We start from the raw sequence: 15,079 nt of genomic DNA, 5'->3' as shown, positions 1-15,079 counted from the left end.
GCTTGATCCCCAGTGAAAATCATTTCCTGTTTTCGGGGTGATGCGCGATTACAGCCTTTGCAGATAGGGCCCGAGCGTGATCAGCGCCACTGCCGCGACGGCGAGCACGATGCCGGTCGTCTGCAAGGCGTTGACGCGCTCGCCGAAGAAAGCCAATGCCACCACGTTTACCGATACCAGCTGGATCACCGCCGACAGGCTGAACGACACCGACATGCCGAATTCGCGGATCAGCCTCAGCATGACCAGATTGCCCAGCGAATAGAGCGCCAGGGTCAGCACGATCTTGCCGAGGCTGGGCGCCAGCCCCCATTGCTTGGCCGCCATCGCCGCCAGCAGGAAGATAACCGTCGAAACGCCGAGCTGTATCAGTCCCGAAAAACTCACGTCTTTGCCCCTCTCGATGCGGCCCTTCCCGCGCATGTTGCAGACCTTGTTTCCGAAGCATCGGCCGCGGTCAAGCCGGGCTGACCGGGGACACGAAAATCAGAGCGAAAATTAGCCGGCGCGTCATCATTCTGTGATCTGCCGCCTATACGGGGTCAATCAGGTAAAATGCTCCAGCCACTCCAAGAAGCCAGAGGCAGCCCATGACCGAACATCGCTCCCCCGACACCCGATTCCGCACCAGCCTGCTCGAGGAAAACGACGGCCCGGCCACCAATCTCACCGACAACCGCACCATGGGCGAGATCATCGCCGCGCGGTTTTCGCGCCGCGGCTTCCTTAAGGGATCGCTGGCCGTCTCGGCCATCGCCGCCACCGTCAGCCCGCTGGCGCTGATCACCGCCGACAATGCCCGCGCCGGCGGCGGCTCGGCCTTCACCTTCGATGAGCTCGAAGCCGGCATCGACGACAAGCATCACGTGGCACCTGGTTATGATGCTGACGTACTGCTGCGCTGGGGCGATCCGCTGTTTGCCGACTCGCCGGAGTTCGATCCGACGAAGCAGTCGGCCGAAGCTCAGGCAAAGCTGTTCGGCTACAACAATGACTATGTCGGCTATATCCCGATCGACGGCTCGGCCGAGCACGGCCTGCTCGTGGTCAACCACGAATACACCAATTCGCATCTGATGTTCCCGGGCATTGTCAAAGTCGTCGAGAAGGACGGCAAGAAAGAGCTCGAAGTCGCACCGCTCAGCAAGGATCAGGTCGATGTCGAGATGGCCGCACACGGCGGCACCGTCGTCGAGATCCGCAAGGTGTCAGGCAAATGGCAGGTGGTGCGCGACGGCAAGCTCAATCGCCGCATCACCTCGAACACCGAGATGGCACTGTCCGGCCCCGTCGCCGGCCACGACCGCGTCAAGACCAGTGCCGATCCGACTGGCACGAAGGCCATCGGCACCGTCAACAATTGTGCCGGCGGCGTCACGCCCTGGGGCACCTACGTCATGGCCGAGGAAAACATCCATGGCTATTTCTCCGGCGAACTGCCGGCCGATCACGCGGAAGCCGCCAACTACAAGCGCCTGGGCATTCCCGAAGGCGCCTATGAATGGGCTGCGCATTATGACCGCTTCGACATTGGCAAGGAGCCGAACGAGCCCAACCGCTTCGGCTGGATCGTCGAGGTCGACGTCAACGATCCGACCTCGGTGCCGCGGAAGCGCACTGCGATGGGCCGCTTCAAGCATGAGGGTGCCGAATCGATCGTCGCCAAGGATGGCCGTGTCGTCTTTTATCTCGGCGACGACGAGCGCTTCGACTATGTCTACAAATTCGTCACCGCCGGCAAGTTCAACGCCGAGGATCGCGCCGCCAACATGGATCTTCTCGACGACGGCACGCTCTACGTCGCCAAATTCGCCGAGGACGGGTCGATCGAATGGCTGCCCATCGTCTTTGGTCAGGGCCCGTTGACGGCGGAGAACGGCTTTGCCAGCCAGGCCGACGTGCTCATCGAGACGCGCCGTGCCGCCGACCTGCTCGGCGCCACCAAGATGGATCGCCCCGAGGACGTCCAGCCCAATGCGGCCAATGGCAAGGTCTATCTGATGTTGACCAATAATTCGAAGCGCAAGGCGGACCAGGTCGATGCCGCCAACCCGCGCGCCGAAAACGCCTTCGGCCACATCATCGAGATCGTCGAGGACGGTGGCGATTTCACTGCTGCCAAGGGCAAGTGGGAAGTGCTGCTGAAATGCGGCGATCCCTCGGTGGCCGAAGTCGGCGCCACCTTCTCGACCGCAACCACCGCCAATGGCTGGTTCGGCATGCCGGACAATTGCGCCATCGATACGGCCGGCCGGCTCTGGGTCTCGACCGACGGACAGGGTCCGAAGGCCACCGGCCGCACCGACGGCCTGTGGGCGGTCGACACCGAAGGCGAGGCGCGGGCGACCTCGAAGCTGTTCTTCCGCGTGCCGATCGGCGCCGAAATGTGCGGTCCGCTATTCACGCCCGACGACCAGACCGCCTTCGTCGCGGTTCAGCATCCGGCCGATGGCGGCGAAGACTGGGAGGCTTTTGGCCGTCCCTCTTACTATGAGGACCTGTCGACCCGCTGGCCCGACTTCAGGCCCGACATGCCGGTGCGGCCGTCGGTCGTCGCCATCACCAAACAGGGTGGTGGCAAGATCGCGGTCTAGAGATCATCTCGCTTCAAAGCGCACGCCGGTAAATCGTGAAGGAGGGGTTTTGGCTCGACCAAAGCCCCTCTTTATGCCCAATTGCCAATTTATGCCCAATTGCCAGGGGCTTCGGTTCAATTCTCTTGCCACTAATGATTCGAAGCCGCGCGCTGATGGGTATTCCGAAGCGTGGGACGCGGAATTTCGACCATGCCCGCCTTGCGCACCCATCTCGACCGCCTGATCGAGGGCGCCGCGCCCAAGGTCACCCGCAGGAGCTGACGCATGTCGAGCGCCTGGCGCTGGTCCGCCGGCACGCTCGCCTATTCCGTGCGCTATTCCGAGCAGGGGCAGGCTGCCGTCAAGCGCCGATTCCACGGCATCAAGGACTCGACCTATGTCGCCTTCCGTCAGGGACCGTCGTCGAGATGCTGGGATTGCTCCGGCTGGTCAAGGCCATCTAGCCTGTCACAGACCTAGCCCACGGCTCAGCGTGCTTTTGGCTGATCAGTTCCGCAGCCGGTAGCCGGTCCTGAAGATCCACGCGACGATCGCTATGCAGACAAACAGGAAAACGACGGTCATGCCGAGGCTGATGCCGATCGAGACGTCGGATTTGCCGTAGAAACTCCAGCGAAAGCCGCTGACCAGATAGAGGACGGGGTTGAACAGCGTCACCGTGCGCCAGATGCCGGGCAGCATGTCGATCGAATAGAAGCTGCCGCCAAGGAAGGTCAGCGGTGTGATGATCAGCAGCGGCACCAGCTGCAGCTGCTCGAAGCTTCTCGCCCAGATGCCGATGATGAAACCGAACAGGCTGAAGGTCACCGCCGTCAGCACCAGGAAGGCAAGCATCCAGAACGGATGCTCGATGGTCAGCGGCACGAACAGCGCTGCGGTCGCCAGTATGATCAGGCCGAGGATGATCGACTTGGTCGCCGCACCCCCGACATAGGCAATGATGATCTCCAGATAGGACACCGGCGCCGACAGCAATTCGTAGATCGAGCCGACAAATTTCGGAAAATAGATGGCGAAAGAGGCGTTGGAGATCGACTGCGTCAGCAGCGACAGCATGATCAGCCCCGGCACGATGAAGGCGCCGTAGCTGATGCCGTCAATCTCGGTGATGCGCGAGCCGATGGCCGAGCCGAAGACGACGAAATAGAGCGATGTCGAGATGACCGGCGAGACGATGCTCTGCAGCACGGTCCGGAAGGCGCGCGCCATCTCCATCTTGTAGATCGCCCAGACTGCTCGCAGGTTCATGCGTCTTTCCTCACCAGATTGACGAAGATCTCCTCGAGCGAGCTGTTTTGCGTGTCGATATCGCGGAACTGGATGCCGGCCGTCTCAAGGTCGCGCAGCAGCGAGGCGACGCCCGGCCGTTCGCTCTGGTTGTCATAGGTGTAAGTCAGTTGACTGCCGTCCGGCGAAAGCTCCAGCGCATAGCGCGAAAACGTCTCGGGTATGGTGACAAGCGGACTGCGCAATTCCAGCAACAGCCTTTTGCGGCCGAGCGTGCGCATCAGTTCGGCCTTGTCCTCGACCAACACGATCTCGCCGCGATTGATGACGCCGACGCGGTCGGCCATCGCCTCGGCCTCCTCGATATAGTGCGTCGTCAGGATGATGGTGACACCATCCTCGCGCAGCCGGCGCACCATCGCCCACATGTCCTGGCGCAGCTCGACGTCGACGCCGGCTGTCGGCTCGTCGAGGAACAGCACCCTTGGTTCGTGCGACAGCGCCTTGGCGATCATCAGCCGCCGCTTCATGCCGCCGGACAGGGTGATCGCCTTGGCGTCTTTCTTGTCCCACAACGACAGGTCGCGCAGCACCTTCTCGACGAAGGCGTGGTCGGCCGGCTTGCCGAACAGGCCGCGGCTGTAGTTGACCGTCGCCCATACGCTCTCGAACGCGTCGATGGTCAGTTCCTGCGGAACCAGCCCGATCAGGCTGCGCGCGGTGCGATAATCCCGGCTGATGTCGTTGCCGTCCACGGTGACCGTGCCCGACGAGCGGTTGACAATACCGCAGACGATCGAGATCAGCGTTGTCTTGCCGGCGCCGTTCGGCCCGAGCAGCGCAAAGATCTCGCCGCGCTCGATATCGAGGTTGATCTCCTTCAGCGCCTTGAAACCGGTGGCATAGGTCTTGGTGACCCCGGAAATGGAAATGATGGATGGCATGGCTGAAAAACGGCTGCTTGAAAGGAGAACTGTTGATTCAATCCGCTGAATGTCGGTGCGCGCAGCCGGAAGTCAATGGCACTCCTGACAGTTCTGGACATTGGCATGCGAAACGCATCCACCGCTGCCGCAGTCCTGCGGCGTTCCGCCTCGCGTGACGCCACGCCGCTTTGACCGTTTGGCGCATCCGGCCTATCTTCCCTGACATAGCAGCAGCCGGAGCCCGCCATGGACCCGCTCATCCTTTCGCGCATCCAGTTCGGCGCGAACATCTCGTTCCATATCCTGTTTCCGGCTATCACCATCGCGCTTGGCTGGGTGCTGCTGTTCTTCAAGCTTCGCTACAACGCCACAGGCGATTCCGCCTGGATGCGCGCCTATTTCACCTGGGTGAAGGTGTTCGCGCTGTCCTTTGCCATGGGCGTGGTTTCGGGCGTCACCATGAGCTTCCAGTTCGGCACCAACTGGCCGGGTTACATGGAGACCGTCGGCAACATCGCCGGCCCGCTGCTCGCCTATGAGATCCTCACCGCCTTCTTCCTTGAGGCGGCGTTCCTCGGCATCATGCTGTTCGGCTTCCGCCGCGTCTCCAATCGCATCCACACGCTGGCAACCGTGCTGGTGGCCGGCGGCACCACCCTGTCCGCCTTCTGGATCATCGCGCTCAATTCCTGGATGCAGACGCCGGTCGGCTTCGAGATGCGCAACGGCGTAGCCCACGCTATCGACTGGTGGGCGATCGTCTTCAACCCGTCCATGCCCTACCGGCTCGTCCACATGCTGCTTGCCTCCGGCCTGACGGTTTCGTTCCTGATCGCCGGCCTGTCGGCGCTGCGCTATCTCTATGGCGACCGCTCGGAATCGATGTGGAAGGCATTGCGCACCGGTGTCTTTACCGCGGCGATCCTGATCCCCATCCAGATCTTCGCCGGCGACCAGCATGGCCTCAACACGCTGGAGCATCAGCCGCAGAAGATCGCCGCCATGGAGGCCAACTGGAATACCGGCCCCAACGTGCCGCTGGTCCTTTTCGCGCTTCCCGACGAGGCGGCAAGGGAGAACAAATTCGAGGTCACCATCCCCGACGGCGCCAGCCTCATCCTCAGGCACAGCGCCAGCGGCGTCGTGCCGGGGCTGAACGACTATGCCGGCAACCATCCGCCGGTCTTCCCGGTATTCTGGGCTTTTCGCATCATGGTCGGCACCGGCGTCCTGATGCTCGTCGTCTCCTGGTCGGCCGCCTTTTTCCTCAAGCGCCGCCACAGCCTGCCGAAACCGCTGGCGCTGGTGATGGTGCCGATGGCTCTGTCCGGCTGGCTGGCGACGCTGGCCGGCTGGTACACCACCGAGATCGGCCGCCAGCCCTGGCTGGTCGCCGGCGTGCTCAGGACCGTCGATGCCGTCGGCCCGGTCGCCGGCAGCCAGGTCGCACTGACGCTTGCGGTCTATCTCATCCTCTACGCGCTGCTTCTGATCGCCTATCTCGGCGTGCTGGTGTATCTGGCGCTAAAGGCGGCGAAGGATGGCGATACCTCGCCGCTGCCGGGCGTTCTCGACGCGCCGCTGTCGCAGCCGGCGGCGAAATAGGAGGATGGTGATGACCCTCGACTGGCCGACGTTGCTCCCCCTCATCTTCGCCGGCCTGATGGGCCTGGCCATCCTGATCTACGTCATCCTCGACGGCTTCGATCTCGGCATCGGCATCCTGTTCGCGGCGGCCGAGGACGACGAGCAGGACACGATGATCGCCGCAATAGGCCCGTTCTGGGACGCCAACGAGACCTGGCTGGTGCTGGCCGTCGGCCTGCTGCTGGTCGCCTTCCCGCTGGCGCACGGCACCATTCTCACCGCGCTCTACATTCCGGTCTTCCTGCTCCTGGTCGGCCTGATCCTGCGCGGCGTCGCCTTCGATTTCCGCGCCAAGGTGCCGGCCGGCCGGAAGCATCGCTGGAACCGTATCTTCTTCCTGGGCTCGGTCATCGCCTCGCTGGCGCAGGGCTACATGCTGGGGATCTATGTGCTCGGCCTGGATGTCGGCCTCGGCGGCATCGCCTTCGGCGCGCTGGTGGCGCTCTGCCTTGCCGCCGCCTATGCGGCGATGGGCGCGGCCTGGGTCATCTACAAGACGGAAGGCGAATTGCAGAAGAAGGCGGTGCTGTGGCTGCGCCGGGCGCTGGTGCTGACCGCGCTCGGCATGGTCGCCGTCTCGCTGGCCACGCCGCTCGCCAGTCCGCGCATCTTCGACAAATGGTTCGTCTGGCCCGCCATGCTCTATTTGTCGCCGCTGCCGGTCCTGTCGGCGGTGCTGTTCGCATGGCTGTGGCGGCAGACCTTCCATCTGCCTAAGGTGGACGACCGCCATGCGCTGACGCCGTTCTTGACGCTGGCCGCGATCTTCACCCTGGGCTTTGCCGGGCTCGCCTGGTCGTTCTATCCCTTCGTCGTGCCGGACAGGCTGACCATCTGGCAGGCGGCGTCCGCGCCGGAAAGCCTCGCCATCATCCTGGCCGGCACGGTGGTCGTGCTGCCGATCATCATTTTCTATTCGGTTTATGCCTACCGCGTGTTCGGCGGCAAGGCGACGGATCTGACCTACGACTGACAGGCAACCGCCGCAACGCGATGGATTCCCGATGAGAACGGGGGCGTCACCCGGCTTGTAGCGGCCTGAAATCAGCCGAGTTGTCGGGACGCCGCTCTGATCCGCGTGCGCCAGATCCGTACACCAATTTGTCTGCACAATATTTAGGCCGCCTGCTGGCTGGGTGGCACTCGATCGCGGTGGGAGCCTCCCAAAGTGGCTGGAAAAGCGTCGATTCGCATGGAGTCGATAGTTTGGCATGTCTGTTGCTTTGCCTTGACGACCAACCGAGACAAAAAGGGAAAATAATGAACCGTCGCAATGTGTGCATGCTGGCCTTCGCCGCCGTGGCTGGAATGGCCATGGCTCCGTCTCCGCAGGCGCGGGCTGACGCCTTGAGCGACATCGGGGCGCGGGGCACCATCCGCATCGCCGTCCCACAGGATTTCCCGCCCTTCGGCAGTGTCGGCGCCGACATGACGCCGCAAGGCTACGACATCGATATCGCCAATCTGATTGGTGAAAAGCTCGGCGCCAAGGTCGAGATCGTCCCGGTCACCAGCGCCAACCGCATTCCTTATCTTCAGACCAACAAGGTCGACCTGGTCATTTCAAGCCTCGGCAAGAATCCCGATCGCGAGAAGGTCATCGACTTTTCCGAAGCCTACGCCCCCTTTTACAATGGCGTGTTCGCTCCGGCGGACGTCGCGGTCGCGAAGGCGGAAGATCTCGCCGGCAAGACCGTTGGCGTCACCCGCGGCGCGATCGAAGACCTCGAACTGACCAAGGTCGTGCCCGCGAGCGTCGAGATCAAGCGCTACGAGGACAACAACGGCACAATTTCCGCTTTCCTTTCGGGCCAGGTCGAGGTGATCGCGACCGGGAATGTCGTCGCCGCCGCCATCCTCGAAAAGAACCCGCCCAAGCGGCCCGAGCTCAAATTCCTGATCAAGAACTCGCCTTGCTACATCGGCATGAACAAGGAGGAGCCGGCATTGATGGCCAAGATCAACGGCATCATCGCCGCCGCCAGGTCCGACGGCGCCCTGAACGCAATTTCGCAAAAATGGCTGAAGGTGGACCTGCCGGCTGACCTGTGATCGCCGCCCGCCGCGTGTGGCTGAGGTCAGATAACAAGCCATGACCTATCAGTTCGATTTCGGCTGGCTGATCGAGGCTCTGCCGGTGCTGCTCAAAGGCATCCGGATCACCGTGCAGCTCATCCTGATCGGCGCGGTGTTCGGCGTCGCATTGGGCATTGCCTGCGCCTGGGTGCGCGCCCTCGGGCCGAAATGGCTAAGACCCGTCGTCGCGACCTATGTCGAGATGATCCGCAACACGCCCTTCCTCATCCAACTGTTCTTCATCTTCTTCGGCCTGCCGTCGCTTGGCATCAGAATGTCGGAACTGACTGCCGCCAACCTCGCCATGATCGTCAATCTCGGCGCCTACAGCTGCGAAATCATCCGCGCCGGCATCCAGGCCACGCCACGCGGCCAGTTCGAAGCCGGCGCCAGCCTCGCCATGACCCCGTTCCAGGCCTTCTGGTATGTGGTTCTGGTCCCGGCGCTGCAGCGCATCTGGCCTGCGCTGTCGTCGCAGATCGTCATCGTCATGCTGGGATCGGCCGTCGTTTCGCAGATTGCCGCCGAGGACCTGACCTTCGCCGCCAACTTTATCCAGTCGCGCAATTTCAGGGCCTTCGAAACCTACATCGTCTCCACCTTGATCTACCTGGCCCTCGCGATCCTGCTGCGCCAGCTGCTGGCCGGCCTGGGCTGGATGCTGTTTCCAAGGAAGGCGTCGCGATGAGACGTGCGCCATGACCGAGTTCAGCTTCTGGGACATCCTGCGTAACCTGCTTTTGGCCGCCCGCTGGACGGTTGTCCTCTCGCTGGTCTCCTTCCTCGGTGGCGGCATCGTCGGCGCTGGCCTGCTTTTCCTGCGCATCGGCGGCCGGCGTGGGCTGCGGCTTCTGTCACGCGGCTACATCCAGCTGTTCCAGGGCACGCCGCTCCTGATGCAGCTCTTTCTCGCTTTCTTCGGCCTTGGCCTGTTCGGCATCGACGTTCCCGCCTGGCTTGCCGCCTGTGTCGCGCTCATCCTGTGGACCGCCGCCTTCCTCGCCGAAATCTGGCGCGGCTGCGTCGAGAGCATCGCCAAAGGTCAATGGGAGGCGTCCGCCAGCCTCGGAATGGGTTACCTCCAGCAGATGCGCTACGTCATCCTGCCGCAGGCGCTGAAAGTGGCGGTGCCGCCGACCGTCGGCTTCTCGGTGCAGGTGGTGAAGGGCACCGCGCTCACCTCCATCATCGGCTTCGTCGAATTGTCGAAGGCCGGTTCGATCGTCACCAACGCGACGTTCCAGCCGTTCACGGTCTATGGTCTGGTTGCGCTCATCTACTTTGCTTTGTGCTGGCCGCTGTCGAAATCGAGCCAGCTCCTGGAAAGGAAGCTCAATGTCGCTCATCGCAATCACTGAGGTGAAGAAGCGCTTCGGCGACAACGAGGTGCTGAAGGGGATTTCCATCGACATCGCGCCGGGCGAGGTCGTCGCCATCATCGGCAAGAGCGGTTCGGGCAAGTCGACGCTGCTGCGCTGCATCAACGGGCTGGAGACCATCGACGAAGGCTCGATCGTCGTCGCCGGCGCCCAGTTCCTGCCCGACGAGGTGCATCTCAAGGCGCTGCGCCTGAAGGTCGGCATGATTTTTCAGCAATTCAATCTGTTCCCGCATCTGACGGCCGGCGGCAATGTCATGCTGTCGCAGGTCGTGGTGAAGAAGACGCCGAAAAAGGACGCCGATGCGGTCGCCCGAAAAATGCTCGACCGCGTCGGTCTCGCCCACAAGTTCGACGCCTTGCCGGACGAACTGTCCGGCGGCCAGCAGCAGCGCGTGGCGATCGCCCGGGCGCTCGCCATGCAGCCGATCGCGCTGCTATGCGACGAGATCACCTCGGCGCTCGACCCCGAACTCGTCGCCGAGGTGCTGGCCGTCGTCAGGGAATTGGCCGCGGAAGGCATGACGCTGGTGATGGTCACCCATGAGATGCGCTTCGCCCGCGACGTCTGCTCGCGCGTCGTCTTCATGCATCAGGGCCGCGTCCACGAGATCGGCGCCCCCGAGGACGTCTTCGCCAACCCCAGGACGCCGGAGCTCAGGCAGTTTCTCGGCGTGCAATAGCGGGCATTGTTGCCCGCTATTGCAAGATCAGCTCTTGTTGGCGGCCAGCACCAGCACCGGTTTTTCGCTGTAAAGGTCGGGGAATAGCGTCTTCAAATTCTCGACCTTGGGCAGGTCGTTGTAGACGATGTAGGGGTAGGTCGGGTTCAGCGTCAGGAAATCCTGGTGATAGTCCTCGGCCGGATAGAACGTCTTGCCGATTTCCAGCGTGGTCACGATCGGCTCTGGAAACACCTTGGCCTTGTCGAGCTGGGCGATGTAGCTCTCGGCGATCTTCTTCTGCGCATCGCTTTCGGCAAAAATCGTCGAACGGTATTGCGGGCCGCGGTCCGGACCCTGGTAGTTCAGCTGCGTCGGGTTGTGCGCGACCGAGAAATACACCTGCAGCAACTGGCCGTAGGTCACCTCTGTCGGCTCGTAGGTGATCTCCACGGCTTCGGCGTGCCCGGTCCGGCCGGTGCCGACCGTCTCGTAGACGGCGGTGTCCTTGTCGCCGCCGGCATAGCCGGAGACGGCGCTGGTCACGCCCTTGACGTGCTGGAACACGCCTTGCACGCCCCAGAAGCAGCCGCCGGCGAAGATCGCCTTGGCGGTGCCGGCGGCGGGTTTCTCGTCCATCGCCGGCGGCGGGATCACCACCGCCTCCTCGGCCGAGATTGCCGGCGTCTGCCACAAGGCGGCGCCGGCCGCGGCGAAGATCAGCGCCGCAAGCGCGCCCCAGGCGAATTTCGTCAATCGTTTCGCGGCGGTTTTTTCAATGCCGGTCATCTCTGATCTCCCATGCATGAGTTTACGACTATACGACAGATAGGTCTGTCGCGGTTTCACATTGCCGTGCGGGCGCGTGCATCGGCGGCCGCGACCCCGTTCCGGACAGGGGAACCGCCATGGCCACTCCCGGCCGGATGCGGGCTCGAAGCCTACTTGGCCGTCCCCATCGCGTCGCAGGCCTTGGTCGCCTCGTCCTTTTTCATCGCGTCGGTTTCCATGGCAGCCTTGTCCATGCAGTCCTTCATCTTTTCGGCCGCCATCGGATCCGCGGGCTTCATCGCGTCGGTCGCCGGCTTCATGGCGTCAGTCGCCATCGCATCGGCCGGCTTCTTGGCATCTTCGGCGCGCGCAATGCCGCCGGCAAAAAGGGCCGTCGAGCAAAGCGCGAAGGCAAGTGCCGGCAAGGTCGGGCGGTTGGTCATGATGGTCTCCCAGAGTTGGTGGCGCGCCGGAATGGCGATCACATCAGCTCTTCGCCGCCGCCTGGGCCTTCGTTACAGCCATCACCGCTTCGTGATCGTCCACCTCGTTTTTCCTTCTCCCACAAGGGAGAGAAGGCGAGGTGCGCCCACAACAAAACGCCGCCCGGTGGCGACCGGACGGCGTTGAAATGAGATGCTATGCGAACGCGTGTCCTCTCCGGACGCGACCTGTCCGGCCTATTGCGTAAGCACTGTTTGCGAAGGCCGCTTATTGAAGTCGCACTTGCCGGTCACGGTGTAAAAGAAATCGGCGTTGGACACCGGAGCCGGTACGGCATTTCCGCCGTCCTCCCAGGCCTGCGTGCTGGGTTGGCCGCATGGCACGGCGATGAAGATGTCCACCACTTGGCCTTGCTTGACTTCGACACTGTCGATGTACAACCGGTCCGACGTCGCCGTATCGTCCGATCGCAGGGTTTGTTTCGTGCCCGTGGGCAGGTAGCCACCGCCAAGACCCGGATTGGGATTCGGAATCTTCATCTCCAGATAGAGCTTGTCCATCAGACTGACGTCGATCACCGCGCCGGCGCCGGTCGATGGATACATGGTGTTGACACAGGTGGTCGCGTATTTCTTGCCGCTGGAGTCGGTCTGGGTGATCGTGGTGGTGGGCAAGCCGTAGAAGCTGGTCACCGTTCTTGTCGTGCATACTTGTTTCTGGGCCAGCGTCTCTGTCGATCCGTTGATCGTATACACACGGGACGTTCCATAGCCTTTCGGATCGCCATACTTGTTGTGTACGTAGGAGATCTTCATCAGCTTGTTGGCCGCCGTCTCGCCGAATTTCGTGCCGTAGAGCGTCATCGACTTGTCCCAGTAGCCCGAAATCTTGTCGACCTTGAACGTGGTCTCCACCAGTGCCGGCCTCTTGCGCACCGCCGACGCCACGGCGACCGGCACCGTGTCGACATGGGCGATCTGCATGAAGTTCGTCGGCATGGCAAAGCGGGCCGAGGCATTGATGCTGGCGGTGCCGTCGGCGGCGACGACGAAGCCGTCGAGCTTGGCGGTGCCTTGCCCGCTATTGGCCGCAAACGACTCCTGCAGCTTCACCTGACGGTCCGCCAATGACGTGCTGGTTGGCAGCGTCGTGATCGACAGGGTCGCGGCATCGAGCGCATTCTGCATCGATGCCCTGGTCGCAACGGCCGAATTATAGTCGATTGAAAAGCCCAACGCGGCCGTCATCGGGATAAGCATGATGGCGAGTATCGGCGCTAAGGAGCCGCTCTCGGAACGGAGAAAATGGCTTGCAGAAGGTGGCATTGCTTGGCCCCCCAAACGGTGACAGGTCGTGGCCTATCACGCAGGGCGCGAACTATGCTCTAATCTGATGGATCAAAGTTTAACGACGTTGCGCCCCCGGCGGCGCAAACCTGACGCGATTGCCCTGGGGCGCCGCGCCCGGCCGCTTGCCCGGGCAAGCTGCCCCTGCTAAAGCCGCCCCATCATGACCACGCCGATCAAGAACATCCGCAATTTCTCCATCGTCGCCCATATCGACCATGGCAAATCCACGCTTGCCGACCGGTTGATCCAGTCCACCGGCGGGCTGGAGCTGCGCGACATGAAGGAGCAGGTGCTGGACTCGATGGATATCGAGCGTGAGCGCGGCATCACCATCAAGGCGCAGACGGTGCGGCTGAAATACCGCGCCAACAATGGCGAGGACTATATCCTCAACCTGATCGATACGCCCGGCCATGTCGACTTCGCCTACGAAGTGTCGCGGTCGCTCGCCGCCTGCGAAGGCTCGCTGCTGGTCGTCGATGCCTCTCAAGGCGTCGAGGCGCAGACGCTGGCCAATGTCTACCAGGCCATCGACAACAACCACGAGATCGTCGTGGTGCTGAACAAGGTCGACCTGCCGGCCGCCGAGCCCGAGCGCATCCGCGAGCAGGTCGAGGAGGTGATCGGCATCGATGCCTCCAACGCCGTGCTGATCTCGGCCAAGACCGGGCTGGGCATTCCCGACGTGCTGGAGGCGATCGTCAACGATTTGCCGCCGCCGCGCGAGGGCGACATCGCCGCACCGCTGAAGGCGATGCTGGTCGACAGCTGGTACGACGCCTATCTCGGCGTCATCGTGCTGGTCCGCATAATCGACGGCGTGCTGAAGAAGGGCCAGACCATCCGCATGATGGGCACCGGCGCCAAGTACCTTGTCGAGCGCACCGGCGTCTTCACGCCGGCCCGCATCAATGTCGACGGGCTCGGCCCCGGCGAATTCGGCTTCTTCACCGGCTCGATCAAGGAAGTCGCCGATACCCGCGTCGGCGACACCATCACCGAGGACAAGCGCCAGACGGCCCAGGCCCTGCCAGGCTTCAAGCCGGCGCAGCCGGTGGTGTTCTGCGGCCTGTTCCCGGTTGACGCCGCCGATTTCGAGGATCTGCGCGCCGCGGTCGGCAAGCTCCGCCTCAACGACGCTTCTTTCTCTTATGAAATGGAGACCTCCGCCGCGCTCGGCTTCGGCTATCGCTGCGGCTTCCTTGGCCTTTTGCACCTCGAAATCATCCAGGAGCGGCTGGAGCGCGAGTTCAACCTCGACCTCATCGCCACCGCGCCGAGCGTCGTCTACCGCTTGGCTTTGAACGACGGCACGACGAAGGAATTGCACAACCCGGCCGACATGCCCGACGTGGTCAAGATCCAGGCCATCGAGGAGCCGTGGATCCGCGCCACCATCCTGACCCCGGACGAGTATCTCGGCGGCATCCTAAAACTCTGCCAGGACCGGCGCGGCATCCAGGCCGACCTTTCCTATGTCGGCAAGCGCGCCATGCTGACCTACGATCTGCCGCTCAACGAGGTCGTCTTCGACTTCTACGACCGGCTGAAGTCGATCTCCAAGGGCTACGCCTCCTTCGACTATCATCTGACCGACTATCGCGAGGGCGACCTGGTGAAGATGTCGATCCTGGTCAATGAGGAGCCGGTCGACGCGCTGTCGATGCTGGTCCACCGCACGGCGGCGGAAAAGCGCGGCCGGCTGATGTGCGAGAAGCTGAAGGAGCTGATCCCGCACCATCTGTTCAAGATCCCGATCCAGGCGGCAATAGGCGGCAAGGTCATCGCCCGCGAAACCATCTCGGCGCTGCGCAAGGACGTCACCGCCAAATGCTACGGCGGCGACGTCTCGCGCAAGCGCAAGCTGCTCGACAAGCAGAAAGAGGGCAAGAAGCGCATGCGCCAGTTCGGCAAGGTGGATATCCCGCAGGAGGCGTTCATCCAGGCGCTGAAGATGGGGGATTGAGAAGCCGGTCGGGCGTCCGCGCGAAGCGCGGCGCCG

15 protein-coding genes are annotated in these 15,079 nt (G+C 62.8%); 9 read left to right on the top strand and 6 right to left on the bottom strand.

Features of this window, described 5'->3' with window-relative positions:
• Positions 1 to 48: 48 nt before the first annotated feature.
• Positions 49 to 387 carry a hypothetical protein gene (locus IHQ72_RS03300; RefSeq protein WP_258121149.1) on the bottom strand — a complete coding sequence of 113 codons (339 nt, stop codon included), beginning with the start codon at positions 385 to 387 and terminating at the stop codon, positions 49 to 51.
• Between the two features lie 203 nt (positions 388 to 590).
• Here IHQ72_RS03300 and IHQ72_RS03295 point away from each other — a divergent pair, with 203 nt between their 5' ends.
• Both IHQ72_RS03295 and IHQ72_RS03290 read left to right on the top strand, forming a co-directional pair.
• Positions 591 to 2,594 carry a PhoX family protein gene (locus IHQ72_RS03295; protein ID WP_258121148.1) on the top strand — a complete coding sequence of 668 codons (2,004 nt, stop codon included), beginning with the start codon at positions 591 to 593 and terminating at the stop codon, positions 2,592 to 2,594.
• Positions 2,595 to 2,861: 267 nt separating this feature from the next.
• A complete protein-coding gene (locus IHQ72_RS03290) occupies positions 2,862 to 3,056 on the top strand; it encodes a hypothetical protein (protein WP_258121147.1) in 195 nt (64 codons plus the stop codon).
• Between the two features lie 27 nt (positions 3,057 to 3,083).
• Here the strand turns inward: IHQ72_RS03290 and IHQ72_RS03285 are convergent, their stop codons facing one another.
• Together IHQ72_RS03285 and IHQ72_RS03280 are read right to left on the bottom strand one after the other, a co-directional pair.
• Positions 3,084 to 3,845 (bottom strand): ABC transporter permease, encoded by a 762-nt coding sequence (locus IHQ72_RS03285; protein ID WP_192358083.1) that lies wholly within the window; start codon positions 3,843 to 3,845, stop codon positions 3,084 to 3,086.
• On the bottom strand, positions 3,842 to 4,768 hold the full coding sequence (locus IHQ72_RS03280) for an ABC transporter ATP-binding protein (RefSeq protein WP_258121146.1): 927 nt from the start codon (positions 4,766 to 4,768) through the stop codon (positions 3,842 to 3,844). Before IHQ72_RS03280 ends, IHQ72_RS03285 begins: the two co-directional genes overlap by 4 nt.
• 228 nt (positions 4,769 to 4,996) lie before the next feature.
• Here IHQ72_RS03280 and IHQ72_RS03275 point away from each other — a divergent pair, with 228 nt between their 5' ends.
• The 6 genes from IHQ72_RS03275 (at position 4,997) to IHQ72_RS03250 (ending at position 10,534) form a co-directional block, all read left to right on the top strand.
• Positions 4,997 to 6,355 (top strand): cytochrome ubiquinol oxidase subunit I, encoded by a 1,359-nt coding sequence (locus tag IHQ72_RS03275; protein ID WP_258121145.1) that lies wholly within the window; start codon positions 4,997 to 4,999, stop codon positions 6,353 to 6,355.
• Between the two features lie 10 nt (positions 6,356 to 6,365).
• Positions 6,366 to 7,370, top strand: a complete 1,005-nt coding sequence (locus IHQ72_RS03270) for a cytochrome d ubiquinol oxidase subunit II (RefSeq protein WP_258121144.1) — start codon at positions 6,366 to 6,368, stop codon at positions 7,368 to 7,370.
• A 287-nt stretch (positions 7,371 to 7,657) separates the two neighbouring features.
• A complete protein-coding gene (locus tag IHQ72_RS03265) occupies positions 7,658 to 8,449 on the top strand; it encodes a transporter substrate-binding domain-containing protein (RefSeq protein WP_374120330.1) in 792 nt (263 codons plus the stop codon).
• Between the two features lie 40 nt (positions 8,450 to 8,489).
• Positions 8,490 to 9,161: an amino acid ABC transporter permease gene (locus IHQ72_RS03260; protein ID WP_258121143.1), complete on the top strand. Its 672-nt coding sequence runs from the start codon at positions 8,490 to 8,492 to the stop codon at positions 9,159 to 9,161.
• 10 nt (positions 9,162 to 9,171) lie between these two features.
• On the top strand, positions 9,172 to 9,831 hold the full coding sequence (locus IHQ72_RS03255; RefSeq protein WP_258121142.1) for an amino acid ABC transporter permease: 660 nt from the start codon (positions 9,172 to 9,174) through the stop codon (positions 9,829 to 9,831).
• A complete protein-coding gene (locus IHQ72_RS03250; RefSeq protein ID WP_258121141.1) occupies positions 9,809 to 10,534 on the top strand; it encodes an amino acid ABC transporter ATP-binding protein in 726 nt (241 codons plus the stop codon). The genes IHQ72_RS03255 and IHQ72_RS03250 overlap by 23 nt, the downstream gene beginning before the upstream one ends.
• Before the next feature lie 27 nt (positions 10,535 to 10,561).
• Here the strand turns inward: IHQ72_RS03250 and msrA are convergent, their stop codons facing one another.
• The 3 genes from msrA to IHQ72_RS03235 all read right to left on the bottom strand — a co-directional run bounded on the left by msrA (position 10,562) and on the right by IHQ72_RS03235 (position 13,053).
• A complete protein-coding gene (gene msrA, locus IHQ72_RS03245) occupies positions 10,562 to 11,302 on the bottom strand; it encodes a peptide-methionine (S)-S-oxide reductase MsrA (RefSeq protein ID WP_258121140.1) in 741 nt (246 codons plus the stop codon).
• Between the two features lie 152 nt (positions 11,303 to 11,454).
• Positions 11,455 to 11,727 (bottom strand): hypothetical protein, encoded by a 273-nt coding sequence (locus tag IHQ72_RS03240; RefSeq protein ID WP_258121139.1) that lies wholly within the window; start codon positions 11,725 to 11,727, stop codon positions 11,455 to 11,457.
• A gap of 237 nt (positions 11,728 to 11,964) precedes the next feature.
• Positions 11,965 to 13,053, bottom strand: a complete 1,089-nt coding sequence (locus IHQ72_RS03235) for a TadE/TadG family type IV pilus assembly protein (RefSeq protein WP_258121138.1) — start codon at positions 13,051 to 13,053, stop codon at positions 11,965 to 11,967.
• A 184-nt stretch (positions 13,054 to 13,237) separates the two neighbouring features.
• Between IHQ72_RS03235 and lepA the strand changes: the two genes are divergently transcribed.
• The gene (lepA, locus tag IHQ72_RS03230; protein WP_258121137.1) at positions 13,238 to 15,043 is read left to right on the top strand and encodes a translation elongation factor 4; all 1,806 of its coding nucleotides are present in this window, start codon (positions 13,238 to 13,240) and stop codon (positions 15,041 to 15,043) included.
• Positions 15,044 to 15,079 lie beyond the last annotated feature (36 nt).

The sequence above is a fragment of the Mesorhizobium onobrychidis genome, assembly GCF_024707545.1.
GTDB classification, from domain to species: Bacteria; Pseudomonadota; Alphaproteobacteria; order Rhizobiales; family Rhizobiaceae; genus Mesorhizobium; species Mesorhizobium onobrychidis.
This window is presented reverse-complemented; position numbering and strand designations above follow the sequence as displayed.

What these genes read in the sequence shown, in the direction of transcription:
- IHQ72_RS03295 (WP_258121148.1), top strand. Translation starts at nt 591, where the DNA reads ATGACCGAACATCGCTCCCCCGACACCCGATTCCGCACCAGCCTGCTC.
- IHQ72_RS03290 (WP_258121147.1), top strand. Translation starts at nt 2,862, where the DNA reads ATGTCGAGCGCCTGGCGCTGGTCCGCCGGCACGCTCGCCTATTCCGTG.
- IHQ72_RS03285 (WP_192358083.1), bottom strand. Translation starts at nt 3,845, where the DNA reads ATGAACCTGCGAGCAGTCTGGGCGATCTACAAGATGGAGATGGCGCGC.
- IHQ72_RS03280 (WP_258121146.1), bottom strand. Translation starts at nt 4,768, where the DNA reads ATGCCATCCATCATTTCCATTTCCGGGGTCACCAAGACCTATGCCACC.
- IHQ72_RS03275 (WP_258121145.1), top strand. Translation starts at nt 4,997, where the DNA reads ATGGACCCGCTCATCCTTTCGCGCATCCAGTTCGGCGCGAACATCTCG.
- IHQ72_RS03270 (WP_258121144.1), top strand. Translation starts at nt 6,366, where the DNA reads ATGACCCTCGACTGGCCGACGTTGCTCCCCCTCATCTTCGCCGGCCTG.
- IHQ72_RS03265 (WP_374120330.1), top strand. Translation starts at nt 7,658, where the DNA reads ATGAACCGTCGCAATGTGTGCATGCTGGCCTTCGCCGCCGTGGCTGGA.
- IHQ72_RS03260 (WP_258121143.1), top strand. Translation starts at nt 8,490, where the DNA reads ATGACCTATCAGTTCGATTTCGGCTGGCTGATCGAGGCTCTGCCGGTG.
- IHQ72_RS03255 (WP_258121142.1), top strand. Translation starts at nt 9,172, where the DNA reads ATGACCGAGTTCAGCTTCTGGGACATCCTGCGTAACCTGCTTTTGGCC.
- IHQ72_RS03250 (WP_258121141.1), top strand. Translation starts at nt 9,809, where the DNA reads ATGTCGCTCATCGCAATCACTGAGGTGAAGAAGCGCTTCGGCGACAAC.
- msrA (WP_258121140.1), bottom strand. Translation starts at nt 11,302, where the DNA reads ATGACCGGCATTGAAAAAACCGCCGCGAAACGATTGACGAAATTCGCC.
- IHQ72_RS03240 (WP_258121139.1), bottom strand. Translation starts at nt 11,727, where the DNA reads ATGACCAACCGCCCGACCTTGCCGGCACTTGCCTTCGCGCTTTGCTCG.
- IHQ72_RS03235 (WP_258121138.1), bottom strand. Translation starts at nt 13,053, where the DNA reads ATGCCACCTTCTGCAAGCCATTTTCTCCGTTCCGAGAGCGGCTCCTTA.
- lepA (WP_258121137.1), top strand. Translation starts at nt 13,238, where the DNA reads ATGACCACGCCGATCAAGAACATCCGCAATTTCTCCATCGTCGCCCAT.